Below are 14762 nucleotides of genomic sequence, written 5' to 3'. Positions count from 1 at the left end.
GAACGACAATTTTAAAAATTATTCATTTTGAAATATAAAGATAGTATTATTAGTGTTGCCAAGCAAACCATTGAAACAGAATATAATGCGATAAAAAATTTAATTCCATTAATTGATGATGAGTTTGCAGAAGCTGTCTCGTATATTTATAACTCTAACGGGCGCGTTGTGGTCACTGGAATTGGAAAAAGTGCCAATATTGCAACAAAAATTGTGGCAACGCTAAATTCTACCGGAACACCTGCTATTTTTATGCATGCTGCCGATGCCATTCATGGTGATTTGGGAATTATTCAAGAGCACGACACAGTTATTTGTATTTCCAAAAGTGGTAACACACCTGAAATCAAAGTGTTAGTGCCACTTATTAAAAACAGTGATAATAAATTAATCGCGATTACGTCTAACAAAGAATCGTTTTTAGGCGTGCAAGCTGATTTTGTATTACACGCGTATGTAGAAAAAGAAGCCTGTCCGAACGGTTTGGCACCAACTACAAGCACTACAGCACAATTAGTTTTGGGTGATGCATTAGCAATTTGTTTGTTAGAATTGAGAGGATTTTCAAGTAAAGATTTTGCCAAATACCATCCTGGTGGCGCTTTGGGGAAAAAATTGTATTTACGTGTGAGCGATTTGTCAAGTATCAATCAAAAACCAAAAGTCTTTAAAAACAGCTCTGTAAAAGATGTGATTATTGAAATTTCCAAAGGAATGTTGGGAGCAACAGCCGTTGTGAATGATGCAGATGAAATTATTGGTATCATTACGGATGGAGATATTCGACGCATGTTATCTAATAATGATTTTATTGGCGATTTAACAGCTGAAAATATCATGTCAACCACGCCAAAACGGATAGATAACGATGCAATGGCAGTAGAAGCCTTGGATGTAATGGAAGACAACGAAATTTCACAAATATTGGTAGAATCGGAAGGAAAATATGCAGGAATCGTACATTTGCATGATTTGGTAAAAGAAGGAATACTCTAATGAAGAAAAATAAAAACGAAATGTCGTTCTTAGATCACTTAGAAGAACTAAGATGGCATTTAATTCGAAGCTTTAGCGCAATTTTCATCATTGCGTGTGTCATATTTGTATTCATCACTCCTATTTATGACCATTTTTTAATTGTGCATTTGGATGGAGAATTTATCACGTATAAAATTTTCTGCAACGCGTTTCAACTTTTCGGAATCGAAAGTAACTTTTGCGCGTTAACGTTTGATGATAAATTGGTCAATTTAAACGTTACAGGACAATTCACCATGGCAATTTGGACATCTTTGGTTTTGGGACTCATCTTAGCATTTCCATACATTTTGTATGAAGCATGGCGATTCATCGCTCCTGGATTGAATAAAAAAGAACGAGGAAGATCAAGATGGTTTATATTTTATGCTTCGCTCCTATTTTTAGTGGGTTTACTCTTTAGCTATTATGTCATCATGCCAATGTCATCGTATTTTTTCTATAATTTCACGGTGACGGACACTATCAAAAATACCATCACAGTACAATCGCACATCAGTTTGCTAACCAACACCTTATTAGGAGTTTCCTTAGTGTTTGAGCTGCCGCTGATTATTTATTTCCTATCAAAATTAGGATTGATCACACCTGCATTCTTACGCAAGTATAGAAAACATGCGCTAGTAGTCGTTTTAATACTAGCAGCAATCATTACACCGCCTGATGTAGCAAGCCAGATTGTGGTAGCGATTCCAATATTAATCTTGTATGAATTTGGAATTTTAATCTCAAAAAGAGTCGAAAAAAATTATAAAAAGAAATTTAAAAATGTCTAATCAAGTAGAAGAATTTAACGCTTATAGAGCTAAAATGAATGAGAAAATTTTAGCCGATAATAATAAAGTAATCAAACGAATTTTCAATCTAGACACCAATGCGTATATGGAAGGCACTTTGGACGTAAAAACGAAGGAATTACTTGGTTTGGTAGCTTCTGCTGTATTGCGTTGCGATGATTGCATCAAATACCATTTAGAAACCTCGTACAAGGAAGGAATTTCCAAAGAACAAGTCATGGAAGCGTTGAGCATTGCTACTTTAGTTGGCGGAACCATCGTAATTCCACATTTGCGAAGAGCCTACGAGTTTTGGGAAGCCTTAGAAGCAGAAAGTTAGACTTTTAGACAACACCCAACACCCAACACCCAACACCCAACACCCAAAACCTAACACCCAAAAACCCAGTCGTAAAGTTAATTAACTATTAAAAAGTAGAAGCCTTTTGGCAGAATTGTTATTTTTACCCTTTATAAGCACCAAAATATATGATTTTAAGAGCTGACAGTATCATGAAGTCCTACAAAGGACGAAAAGTTGTAAAAGGAATTTCTTTGGAAGTAAATCAAGGAGAAATCGTTGGATTGCTTGGTCCAAATGGTGCTGGAAAAACAACGTCATTCTACATGATTGTTGGCTTGATAAAACCCAACGGCGGAAAAATCTTTTTGGACGACATGGAAATTACCAAATTTCCCATGTACAAACGTGCACAAAACGGTATTGGATACTTGGCGCAAGAAGCTTCAGTATTCCGTAAACTTAGTATTGAAGAGAATATTTTAAGTGTGTTACAATTGACCAAGTTGTCAAAAAAAGAACAACAGCACCGAATGGAATCGCTAATTGAAGAATTTGGTTTGGGACATATTCGCAAAAACCGTGGCGATTTATTATCGGGTGGCGAACGTAGACGAACTGAAATTGCACGTGCGTTGGCAACCGATCCAAAATTTGTATTGTTGGATGAACCGTTTGCGGGAGTCGATCCTGTAGCGGTGGAAGACATTCAACGTATCATAGCACATTTAAAAAACAAAAACATCGGAATTCTTATCACAGACCATAACGTACAGGAAACCTTAGCGATTACCGATAGAACCTATTTAATGTTTGAAGGAAACATTCTAAAAGCAGGAAAACCAAAAGAACTCGCCGAAGACGAAATGGTTAGAAAAGTATATTTAGGACAAAACTTCGAACTACGCGAAAAGAAACTGGATTTTGAAAAGAAAATGGAAGAGTAAATAATTATACAAAATAAAAATTCACTTTACTCCTTACTTCTTCACCAAAGAAATCAACACATATAAAATAATAATCACAGGAATCGCTGTAAATTGTAGAAAAACGAGCAATACAACACTCAAAAGAAGAAAAATATATTTGACAGCGTTGTTTTTAAAACTCCAATCTTTAAATTTTAAGGCAAATAGAGAAATTCTCGCATTTAACAAATAACTGCTCACGATTGTCATCACAATTAAAAACCATTTGTTTAAAATAATGTCGTCAATGGTTGGATTTCCTTGATAGGCTAAAATCAACGGAAATGATAAAATCAATAAAGAATTGGCGGGCGTTGGCAATCCGATAAATGAAGACGTTTGGTTTTCGTCAATATTAAACTTTGCCAAACGATATGCGGAAGCCAAGGTGATTACCAATCCGAAAAGTGGCAATAAATGTACTTCATTTTCAAGCCAATGCCACGTATCTGACCATGAATGTCCGTCGTTTACAGCTTCATGAATATTTAATGCTCTATTAAATAATTGATACATTACAATACCTGGCACAACACCACTAGTTACCATATCTGCGAGCGAATCTAATTGCAATCCCAATTCGCTTTGGACGTTTAATAATCGAGCGGCTAATCCGTCAAAAAAATCAAAAAAGATACCTATAAACACAAAAAATGCAGCAATTTCCAACTGATTCTTCACTGCAAAAATTACCGCCAAACAACCGCAAAATAAATTCAGTAACGTGATAAAATTTGGAATGTGTTTTTTGATGTTCATGGACGTGATTTTTTGTAAAAATAATTAAACTTTCCAAACTCCATACTTTAGAAGTAAAAATGTTGATGAATTCAACACAATAACTAGGTAATTTTTGAGTTAATTAGGTAGAAAATTGCATATTTGTAAAAAATTATATTCTTGAAAAAGTTACTTATATTCCTCTTAATAATAGTTGCCTATTCAGCAAATGGACAGTCTGTGGTGAAATATTCAAATGAATTTATGAATATTGGCGTGGATGCAGGCGCGTTTGGAATGGGAAATGCTGTTGTGGCAAACATTGGTGATGTAAACTCAGGATATTGGAATCCTGCAGGTTTGGTGCAACTTGAAGACAAGCAACTGGCATTGATGCACTCTAGCTATTTTGCCAATATTGCTTTGTATGATTATGCCGCTTTTGCAATGCCAATTGACGACCGAAGTGCTTGGGGAATTTCCTTAATTCGCTTTGGTGTCGACGACATTTTAAATACTACTCAATTAATTGACAGTCAAGGAAATATAGATTTTAACCGAATCAGCCTCTTCTCTGCTGCCGATTACGGAATTACGTTTTCGTATGCCCGTAGAATGCCTGTACAAGGACTGAATTATGGTGTGAATGCCAAAGTGATTCGTCGAGTAATTGGTGATTTTGCTTCTTCTTGGGGATTTGGATTTGACTTCGGATTGCAATTCAGAAAAAACGATTGGAAATTCGGTTTGATGGCGCGCGATATCACAACGACGTTTAATACGTGGAGTATTGATGAAGATTTATTCAATGATGTGAGCGATCAAATTCCAGAGCAAGATTTACCAGAAACGACTGAAATTACGATTCCGAAACTGCAACTTGGTGTCGCGCGTACTTTTACATTTAATTACGATTATTCATTAACCGCAGAAGTGGATATGATTATGCGTTTTGCAGAAACCAACGATATCATTTCTACAGGATTTGCCAGTGTAACACCTGCTGTCGGATTGCAATTTGCCTATACAGACTTGGTATTTGTACGTGCTGGTGTAGGAAACTTTCAAAACGAAAACAACTTTGGCTCAGAATCGTTGACGTTTCAACCCAATATCGGAATTGGCTTTAAATACAAAGGAATTCAAATCGATTATGCGTTGACGGACATCGGCGACCAAAGTGCTGCAGTATATTCAAACGTATTCTCACTAAAAATCGATTGGAGTTTGTTCCGATAAACGAATCTCATCAAAATATTTTAACAAAAAGATAACGAGTTCGATATTTTCTGTCACAAATAAAAAGTGATATTTTTAGCAGATGAAAAAACTCGTATTTCTACTATTTTTCTTTTTGGGAATTGCCTTTGGGCAGAACGATTCTCAAATTCAGCTTTCGCCAGAAGCGACTTTCTCTGTAATTACGTGCGGTCCTGGCTCTGAATTGTACTCTACGTTCGGACACAACGCGTTTCGATTAAAAGATCCAGTGTACAACTACGATGTCGTCTATAATTACGGAACGTTTGATTTTAATACACCTTTTTTCTATATCAAATTTGCGCAAGGAAAACTGCCATATCAACTCGGTAGAAGCAGTTTCAAAAATTTTGTCTACGCGTATAAATACGAAAAACGTTGGGTAAAAGAACAAGTGCTGAATCTGTCACCAAATCAAGTACAGACGCTTCTCGCCTATTTGGAAAACAATTACAAAGAAGAAAATCGTTCGTACAAATATGACTTCTTTTTCAACAATTGCGCAACAAAAATTGGAGAAGTCTTGCGTAAAAATTTCGATGATGAAATTGAGTTTTCATACAATCACATTACCACAGAAAAAACCTTTCGCGATTTAATTTACGATTACGTAGACAAAAACTCATGGTCAAGCTTCGGAATTGACATTGCTCTTGGTTCAGTCATTGACCGAGAAGCCACTGCAAAAGAATATGATTTCTTACCAGATTACGTCTATAAATCCGTTGAAAACGCCACATTACAAAACGGAGAATCGCTGGTCAAAGAAGTAAATGTCATTCTAAAAGAGCCAAAAAATACACAAAAAGCAGGTTCTTTTGCGCTTAGTCCTTATTTTATAAGTACCATTTTATTATTAATCGTGCTCATCATCACCTTTCTCGATTTCAAACACAAAAAACGCACACGTTGGTTAGACGCAGCGTTGCTGTTAATTACAGGTTTGGGCGGTATTATGGTATTATTACTCTGGTTTGCTACCGATCATTCTATGACGGTTAACAATTGGAATTTGTTATGGGTTTTCCCAATAAACTTACTCTTCATTCGCAAATTCAGATCCAAACAAAAAGAAGCCAAAAACCGCTGGAAATACACTGCTTTTTTAATAGGATTGATTGTAATTCTATTGTTTTTATGGTTGCTTCAGTTTCAAGTGTTTGCTTTAGCGGCAATTCCGTTGTTGATAATGCTTTTGATACGATATTCGTATTTGACGTATTATTTTTTGAAGCAGTAAAGTTTGAAAGCAAACCGTCACTTCGAGTGTTTTTCCGAAGGAAAAATGTATCGAGAAGTACTTTGAATCTTAAAATTTTAAATACTGAATGCTAGATTTTTGAATTGTCGTAAACTCCTAAACTTATAACCTATAAACTCCAAGAAAGCATTGCTACATTTTCAAATTATCAAATTGATACATTAGAAAAAAACTATCGCCCACGATAAAACAACACCGTACTCAACGTCTTTACAATGATGTTTAAGTCCAAAAAGAAGCTTCGGTGTTTGATGTAGTATAAATCATATTGGAGCTTGCGTAAACTGTCTTCAACTGATGCGCCATAATCCGTTTTGACTTGTGCCCAACCTGTTACGCCAGGCTTTACGACGTGACGAATTTCGTAAAACGTTAAATCTTCCGACAATTGTTTTACAAATGCAGGACGTTCTGGGCGTGGACCAATCATGCTCATTTCGCCTTTGAGAACGTTGATAAACTGCGGCACTTCATCCAGACGTGATTTTCGTAGAAATTTTCCAAATTTAGTCACTCGTGCATCATTTTTTGTTGCCCAAACCGCTCCATCTTTTTCGGCATCTACCACCATACTTCGGAGTTTGTAGATTTTAAACGGTACGCCATTTTTTCCCACGCGTTCTTGCGTGTACAATAACGGACCGCGATTTCCAATCATATTTCCAATCAAAATAAACGGAATAAAAATCAAACTTACCGTTAATCCTAATACAGAAAATAAAATATCAAAAAAGCGATGAAAGAATAAGTACAACTTATTTTGATTGCTGCGACTGAACGGAAAATATTTGTAAAAATCTTTCCCAATGTATTGAACTGGAACGCGATAAGTCAATTCTTCATACACTTGAATGTACTCTTTAATCGGCAATCCTGTTTCTAACAATCCGATTAGACTATCAAATAAAGGTTTGCTCAATTCTTCGCGTGGATTGCTGGCAATGATGATTTCTGAAACGTATTTTTCTTTTACGACCGAATTCAAATCCAAATTGGTAATTTCTTCAATCGCTTCCAAATCAGCATCTTTCACACCTTGATTCGGCGTAGAATTGATATAACCGACAATTTTGTAGTAATTCGTATTGCGCTCAATTGCTTCGGACATGATTTTAATTTCTTCCGTATTCCCAATAATGAGAATATTTTTATAGAAACGCGGCGAAGAAATGAAGAAAATATACGCACATCGCCATAAAAAAATCGTCACAGAAATCGCCAAGAAAAAATAAAGGATTTGCAAACGATTTTCAGGCAATTCTGGCGTAAAAAAGGGCGTCAATAAATAACATAAGACCGTAATAGAAACTGTGAGGATAATTCCCTGAAACGTGGTATCATAACGACTCGCTTTCTGTAAATTATACAACTCTAAAATCGTGGAAAACAGCATAAAATATACAATCAACACTACGCTCCACAACCAACGCTCTTTTGTAAATCTGAAATAGTCAAAATCAAACACATTTGACACTACGTACAATCCGAAAAGTAAGGACAATACATCGACAATTCGTAAAAGCAGCTTACGTTCCGAAATTTCGAAATGCATGTTGGAGGTTGTTGCCATAACTATTTTGTAAGATAAGAGATAAAACTTTTCGTTTTTTGCTTACCGACGCTCTGTGTTACATTTGGGCAAATAGTGTAGTCAATGTCGTCGGCAAAATAGGCGTGAATCTCTTGTCTTAGCTTTTCTTCATTTGTGTTGGTTAAGTTTTCTTCAAGGTTAAATATAAGAATTCCTTTTTCTTTTTGTATAATTTGATAGGTAAGTTTTATGTTATGTTTTTTGGCTAAGTTTTTAAAGATGTAATAAAAGTACAAACTCGGATAAATTTCTTTCTTTCCGTATACGTTTTCCCCTATTCTACCCGTAACTTCTTCTAAAATGTAATGCGATTTACCACAAGCACATTTTTTATTTTTAGAAGCCAACTCAATATAATCACCTAATTGATAGCGAATTACAGGAAAGGTTTTCATTTGTAAATTGGTCACCACAATTTGATTGTTCAGTTCTTCCACAATCACACCTTCCATGTTGATATGCATGTTTCCGTACGGACATTCAAAGGCAATAATTCCCGTTTCTGCGGCACCGTATTCGCTGATAATTGGCACGCCAAAGGCTGCTTTGACTTCAGCTTTGTAACTGTCGTAAATTTTCTCTGAAGTACCTTTCACCATTTTGATATTTTTTGGCTTTGGAAGCTTCTTTTCAGTAATCAATTTGGCAGATTGGTAAATCATGGAAGAATATCCATGAATATACTTGGCACGTTGTAGTTTTTTGACAAATTTTTGAAAGGATTTTTCTTTATAATCGAACACACGAAAACGATTTTGAAGTGCATCTAACAATCTGACTTTTAATCGTTTTACTGTTGAAAAATCAAATCCCCAAAAATATCCGTTGCGTTCCCACGGTTGCACATTGTACCAAGAATAGCCTCTAAAAATAGACGCTCTGTTGAATGAATCGGCACTTTCTTCTCGTTGATATACTAGCGGATCTCCCGAAGAACCTGAAGTTGTTGCGGTAAATACTTTTTTAAAGTGATGTTTGGTGTGAATTTTTTCGGTGTGTTGCAATACATCTTGCTTCGACAGTAATGGCAATTGCTTAATATCTTCCAAAGAAGAAAACGATGCTACGTCAATATCGGCAAGCGTTTCTTTGTAGTATTCAGAATGTGCTTTCGCGAAGGAAACGAGTTCTTTTAACTGTTGCAATTGATACGCTTCCAATTCGTCAATCGACCAATACTCCGATTGTTTTAAAAATGAAAACCATTGTCGCAACGAAGGATTTCGCAAGCGTTCGCCCAATTGAAAAATAAGTTTGTAAAACATACTCTACGTTCTATCAACGGCGAAATGTACCATAAAAAAAGTGGATTTCCAATGAAATTGTGGTAGAGTCATTTGTAAAATTGATTTTAAAGCAATTGACGATGCAAGAAGATTAAATTCCATTTTAAATTTGTTATTTTGCAACCGAATTACCTACTGTATGAATCACAAAGCCAAATCTTTTATATTTAAGTCACTAGACATTTTACCGAATTCGCTGGGTTACGGAATCTATCACCAATTGCAGAAGTTTCTCAATAGAAACAGTGTCAATTTTAAGATTAAAACCAACAATCGTTCTTTTAAAGAAGCCTTGGAGATTTTGGAAAAAGAAAATATCAGTCTAAAAGATAAAACCGTTTTAGAACTAGGTTCAGGTTGGGCACCGATTATCCCCTACTTTTTTACAAATTTTGCAGAAGTAGAACGTGTGGTAACGTATGATATCAACGAGCATTACGATGCCAAAACCATTGCCAAGCTCAATTCGTATTACAAAGAAAACTATCAAATAGACATTGCTGCTGAAAAAGGAAAATATCCGCTTCCGAGCAATGTTACATACTATCCAAAGACGAATTTAGCAGCTGAAAACACACAACTAAACGAGCAAATTGATTTAGTATTTTCACGATTTGTCTTAGAACACATTTCCCCAGAAGATTTATTGCAAATTCATCAAAGTTTCGCAAATATTTTACCTAAATCTGCATACATTCTACACATGATTTCGCCAAGTGATCATCGTGCTTATGACGACAAATCGCTTTCGTACTACGATTTTTTAAAATACAGCAAAGCGGAATGGAAAAAACAGCATACCAAGTTCGATTACCACAACCGATTGCGTTTGCCAGATTACCTAACCATTTTTAAAGAAGCAGGTTACGAAGTCGTTTCACTCGATTATGATACTTGCGACAAAGATTCTGAAAAATACAAGAAATTCAAGGAATTAACACTTCACGAAGATTACAAAAACTACACGGAAGAAGAATTGTTAGCAGGAAGTATTAATGTGTTGTTGAAGCTGAAAGTTTAATTTGACAAAGTGCGAATTTGAAGATTTGAAAATGTATTTTTCACAAAATCCATAGTACTTCTCCATTGCTCATGTTTCAAATGTAAGCATTCGGTTCGTATTTGCAAGTAACATTAAAAAACACAAAACAAAAAATCACAAAGTCGAGCAATAGAAGAAATTCCAAAAGCGAAACGAAACAAACAAAAAGAGCGAAGTGATTTCCAAACAAACCTTGAATCGAGCGAAGCGAGTCTAAAAGCGAAGCGTATCTATAATCTAGTAGCGAAGCGGTCTAGATTCCAACAGCGAAGCGAATCTAAAATCACGCTATCTCAAACGCCTTCTGGTAAATAAACTCATACACAGGCACAATTTTATTGATATCAAATTTCAACGCTTCTTTCTTAGCGGCAGCTTTGAATTTTTTGAGTTCTTTTTCGTCTTTTAAGATTTTTAACGCGTTTTGCGACATCTCTTCTACATCGCCTACTTCGCTTAAATATCCCGAAACGCCATGCACATTTACTTCAGGAATTCCACCTGTATTGCTTGATATTACTGGAACAGACGAAATCATCGCTTCCAACGCTGCCAATCCAAAACTTTCGGTTTCTGACGGTAATAAAAATAAATCGGAGAAACAGAGAATTTTATCGATTTCATTACTGTTTCCAAAGAAAATCACTTTATTCGCGATACCAAGTTTTTCACACAATAATTCCGCAGGTTCTTTTTCCGGTCCTTCACCAACCATCATGAGTTTGGCAGGAATTTCTTTTTGAATTTCATAAAAAATCTTCACTACATCGTCTATGCGTTTTACTTTTCGGAAGTTGCTAATGTGTGTGATGATTTTTTCATTTTGTGTTGCCATCATCGTTCGTTGACAATCGGTAAAATCATGATTGTATTTAGAAGCATCTATAAAGTTTGGAATGACATCAATGTCACCCTTAATATTAAACAAACGCAGCGTATCTTGCTTTAAACTTTCAGAAACCGACGTTACCACATCCGATTGGTTGATGCTAAACGTGACCGCAGGCTTGTAAAATGGATGACTTCCCACTAAAGTGATATCGGTTCCGTGCAATGTAGTCACCATCGGAATGGAAATACCTTCTTCTGCCAACATCTTTTTCGCCATATAACCTGCGTATGCATGCGGAATTGCGTAGTGTACGTGTAATAAGTCTATTTTATGAAGTTTGACCATATCTACCAATTTGCTCGACAAGGCAAGCTCGTACGGTTGGTAATGAAACAACGGATATTCGGGTACAAATACTTCGTGAAAGTGGATATTTTCACCCAACAATGCCAAACGAACTGGCTGTTTGTAGGTAATAAAATGTATTTCGTGTCCTCTATTCGCTAAGGCAATTCCGAGCTCTGTCGCTACAACGCCACTTCCGCCAAAGGTTGGATAACATACTATTGCTATTTTCAAATTTAGTTGGTTTATTTTTCAATAGCTTCGTAAATAAGCTTTTGAATTTCGGTTCGTATATTGGTTTTAATCAGTTTTCGGTTCGACATTGTCGGAAAGGTTCTGTTGGACAAAAATACATAAACTATTTCTTCCTCAGGGTCTGCCCATGTGTACGTTCCTGTAAAGCCAGAATGTCCAAAACTTTTCATGGATACACAACCACAGGTTGGACCTACGTCTCCTAGTTGTGGTTTGTCAAATCCCACACCACGACGATTGTCTTTATCACAATAGTAACAATTATTGAACTTTGCAATGGTGGCTGCATCCAAATATTGCACATCGCCATACACGCCATTTTGCAGATACATTTGCATTATTTTTGCCACATCATTTGCGGTGCTAAACAATCCCGCATGTCCGCCGATGCCGCCTTGCATCGCAGCGCCCATGTCGTGCACGTACCCTTGTACTACTTGATTTCGATAGTAGTCGTCTTTTTCAGAAGGAACTATCACGTCTTTTGAAAATTTTTCCAACGGATTGTACGTTGTTCGATGCGCCCCTAACGATTTGTAAAAGTATTGCTGCGTTACGGCGTTTAAATCAGCATTATACATCGTTTCTACATATTCTTTTAAAATATAAAAAGGCAAGTCGCTGTAACGATAGCGATGTTTTTCCAATAAGTCGCTGTCTATAATTCGCTGCATCATGGAATCTTTGTATTCCGCTTTCATGTATAATTTATCTGCGACTTTTATATTGAATTTCTTCGATTGCTTGCGTCGGTACCACTTTTTGTCGGGTTTCTTCGTAACACTGTCTAACGTGTTGATGTAAAAAGGAATCCAAGGTTTTAAGCGCGCGTAATGCGATAGTATTTCTACAACTTTGAGCGTGTCTTTGTTGGTTTCTTTAAACATTGGCAATAAATCTTCCAATTTGGACGTCAGCGCCATTTTTTTGTTTTCTTCCAACTTCATCACTAAGGGCAATGTGGCTAAAATCTTTGTCATGGAAGCCACGTCGTATAAATCTTGGTCTGTGACTTTATGTTTCTTTTCGTACGTGTGATACCCAAAATTTTTATTGTAAATGATTTTTCCCTTTCGGGCGATGAGTAATTGCACACCTGGCGCCATTTCTTCTGAAACCACCAACGCTGCAAGCGAATCTATTTTGGATAATTTTTTGGAATTGAGTCCAACCGCTTCTGGAAAATCATATCCCAAGCGTGCTAAGGTTTGTGTTTCAACGCCAGTTCCGATTGGAAATTCGTCTTTGATGGCTACGGGTAATTTTCCTTGTGCTTTTACCGCTCCAAAAATGATTTGCGCAGTGATTTCTTGCGAAAATTCACTGTTTTGATACGACATTAAAATGGTATCAATATTGGTAAAGCTTTTTATGTTGGATAAACTGTGCGGACTTGCAAATACTGCCAAAATCACCTTGCTTTCTCGCGAAATTTCTTGCAACCAAACGATTTCTCGTTCTGTAAACTTATAATCCGCTTTCGGACTCGCATCCGATTTGTGCAATCCGACAATGACGGTTGTGTAATTTTTTAGCTTTTCAGTAAGGTCTGCGAGATTTTTTTCTTCAATAACATCAATCGCTGCATATTTTAGTAAGGTATTTACAAAAGTTGCTTCGTTCGCGTCGCCCATTTTGATATAGGCAATTTTTTGTTGCGATAAGTTTCGAATGGGTACTATGGAATTGTCAATTTTCAATGCTGTTATTGCATGTTTTATCGCTTTGTAATGCAATGCTTTGTCTTTTCCACTCGCAAGTTTTTCTACAACAGCCACTTCCGATAACGGTTCAAGCGTATGCAAACCAGCCTTGTATTTGGCACGCAGTATATTTTTTACGGCACGAGAAACGTCTGCTTCTTTGATCAAGCCTTCATTGTACGCTTCTTCAAACTTTGCTATGACGGGCTGCACATCTCCTGGTAACAGTAATACATCATTTCCCGCTAAGAAAGCCGCTAATGCGACTTCACTGATTTCTTTGTCTTGCAGCAAACGTTCATCGTTTAACAATGGAGAAAATGTCAATCCTTGAAAACCGAATTCGTGTTTTAGTTTTTTGGTGACAATATTATGCGAAAAAGATGCTGGTGAACTCGATACAGAGGTCATACTTGGCACTAGAATGTGAGCCGTTTGCACGCCGCCAATTTTTTGTTTGATGAGTTCTTTATACACAGGAAACTGAATGCTGTCTAATTCTTCCGAAGAAAGTGTCAATTCGGGCAGGTTTTCTGAAGTGGTTACTGTATTTGGATAACTTGGAAAGTCTGTTGCAATTGCCATAATTCCTGTACTTTGAATTCCTTTGGTAAACGCAGTGACTTTTTTGGATACGTTCGCTATATTTTCTCCATACGAACGATTTCCCACAAATGCACGATTATCTTCCGTTTGCACCACAGATTGCGGCCCAAATACTGCATGTACACCTATTTGTTTGCTGTGTTTTCCGATGTGTTTTCCGATGTTTTCAATGATGGTATCGTTTTCAACAGCGCCGAGTAGTAGGTTGTACGGAAATGTGTGTGTGGAATCGAGTTTTTTACCAAAATCCCATTCGGCATCCATAGAAATTAATAATGGAACTTTTGAAAGTTTTTGAAACTGATTGGTCAATTCTACTTGATGTGTTGGATTTCCGCCCATGAAGTGAATTCCACCAACATGCTGCTTCATAATTTGCAGTTTTACCCGATTGTCATGCGCTAAATCTTTATCCGAATACGCTGTAATGGTGAGTAATTGTGCAAAGCGCTCTTTTTGCGTCATATTGGTGTACAAACTATCAACCCATTTTTCTTGTGCCTCAAAAGCAGCTTTGTTGGCAAAATGTGGTTGTTTCGCGCCAGTTATAAAAAGAGAAAGTATGATGATAAAGATGATGCTGAATTTATTCATAGGGTATTTCACTAACATTGATAGTGTTTGCAGGGCAAAAAAGATGCCATGCGAACGTCTTTTGCATTATAGATTTAAAAGTACTGACTTTATTGCACAGAAAAAAGCAAAGACGGAATTTAACATCATTTTTAGAAATGGTTTTTGGTTACTACTGATTGTTAGCGTCAATAAGGTTTTTGCG

General features: G+C 36.5%; 12 protein-coding genes. 7 read left to right on the top strand and 5 right to left on the bottom strand.

Annotated elements, in window-relative coordinates:
- Window positions 1-27 precede the first annotated feature (27 nt).
- The 4 genes from C8N46_RS09530 (at window position 28) to lptB (ending at window position 3062) form a co-directional block, all read left to right on the top strand.
- The gene (locus tag C8N46_RS09530; RefSeq protein ID WP_108114669.1) at window positions 28-996 is read left to right on the top strand and encodes a KpsF/GutQ family sugar-phosphate isomerase; all 969 of its coding nucleotides are present in this window, start codon (window positions 28-30) and stop codon (window positions 994-996) included.
- On the top strand, window positions 996-1814 hold the full coding sequence (tatC, locus tag C8N46_RS09525; protein ID WP_108114668.1) for a twin-arginine translocase subunit TatC: 819 nt from the start codon (window positions 996-998) through the stop codon (window positions 1812-1814). Before C8N46_RS09530 ends, tatC begins: the two co-directional genes overlap by 1 nt.
- A complete protein-coding gene (locus tag C8N46_RS09520) occupies window positions 1807-2154 on the top strand; it encodes a carboxymuconolactone decarboxylase family protein (RefSeq protein WP_108114667.1) in 348 nt (115 codons plus the stop codon). The genes tatC and C8N46_RS09520 overlap by 8 nt, the downstream gene beginning before the upstream one ends.
- A gap of 149 nt (window positions 2155-2303) precedes the next feature.
- Window positions 2304-3062, top strand: coding sequence for an LPS export ABC transporter ATP-binding protein (gene lptB, locus C8N46_RS09515; RefSeq protein ID WP_108114666.1), 759 nt, complete (start codon window positions 2304-2306; stop codon window positions 3060-3062).
- A 33-nt stretch (window positions 3063-3095) separates the two neighbouring features.
- On the opposite strand, the gene C8N46_RS09510 is transcribed toward lptB, so the two are convergent.
- Window positions 3096-3836: a CDP-alcohol phosphatidyltransferase family protein gene (locus tag C8N46_RS09510; RefSeq protein WP_170110082.1), complete on the bottom strand. Its 741-nt coding sequence runs from the start codon at window positions 3834-3836 to the stop codon at window positions 3096-3098.
- A gap of 147 nt (window positions 3837-3983) precedes the next feature.
- On the opposite strand from C8N46_RS09510, the gene C8N46_RS09505 reads away from it, so the two are divergent.
- A complete protein-coding gene (locus C8N46_RS09505; RefSeq protein ID WP_170110079.1) occupies window positions 3984-5042 on the top strand; it encodes a putative type IX sorting system protein PorV2 in 1059 nt (352 codons plus the stop codon).
- A gap of 82 nt (window positions 5043-5124) precedes the next feature.
- Window positions 5125-6303, top strand: coding sequence for a lipoprotein N-acyltransferase Lnb domain-containing protein (locus C8N46_RS09500; protein ID WP_108114663.1), 1179 nt, complete (start codon window positions 5125-5127; stop codon window positions 6301-6303).
- 193 nt (window positions 6304-6496) lie between these two features.
- Here the strand turns inward: C8N46_RS09500 and C8N46_RS09495 are convergent, their stop codons facing one another.
- On the bottom strand, window positions 6497-7894 hold the full coding sequence (locus C8N46_RS09495; protein ID WP_108114662.1) for a sugar transferase: 1398 nt from the start codon (window positions 7892-7894) through the stop codon (window positions 6497-6499).
- A 2-nt stretch (window positions 7895-7896) separates the two neighbouring features.
- Window positions 7897-9180, bottom strand: a complete 1284-nt coding sequence (locus C8N46_RS09490) for a phenylacetate--CoA ligase family protein (protein WP_108114661.1) — start codon at window positions 9178-9180, stop codon at window positions 7897-7899.
- Between the two features lie 160 nt (window positions 9181-9340).
- Here C8N46_RS09490 and C8N46_RS09485 point away from each other — a divergent pair, with 160 nt between their 5' ends.
- Window positions 9341-10222: a methyltransferase domain-containing protein gene (locus C8N46_RS09485; RefSeq protein WP_108114660.1), complete on the top strand. Its 882-nt coding sequence runs from the start codon at window positions 9341-9343 to the stop codon at window positions 10220-10222.
- Window positions 10223-10526: 304 nt separating this feature from the next.
- On the opposite strand, the gene bshA is transcribed toward C8N46_RS09485, so the two are convergent.
- Both bshA and C8N46_RS09475 read right to left on the bottom strand, forming a co-directional pair.
- Window positions 10527-11654, bottom strand: a complete 1128-nt coding sequence (gene bshA, locus C8N46_RS09480; RefSeq protein ID WP_108114659.1) for an N-acetyl-alpha-D-glucosaminyl L-malate synthase BshA — start codon at window positions 11652-11654, stop codon at window positions 10527-10529.
- Window positions 11655-11665: 11 nt separating this feature from the next.
- On the bottom strand, window positions 11666-14578 hold the full coding sequence (locus tag C8N46_RS09475; protein WP_108114964.1) for a glycoside hydrolase family 3 N-terminal domain-containing protein: 2913 nt from the start codon (window positions 14576-14578) through the stop codon (window positions 11666-11668).
- Window positions 14579-14762: the final 184 nt, after the last annotated feature.

The sequence above is a fragment of the Kordia periserrulae genome (assembly GCF_003054265.1).
GTDB lineage: Bacteria > Bacteroidota > Bacteroidia > Flavobacteriales > Flavobacteriaceae > Kordia > Kordia periserrulae.
The sequence above is the reverse complement of the archived record's forward strand: the minus strand, read 5'-3'. Positions and strand labels throughout refer to the sequence as shown.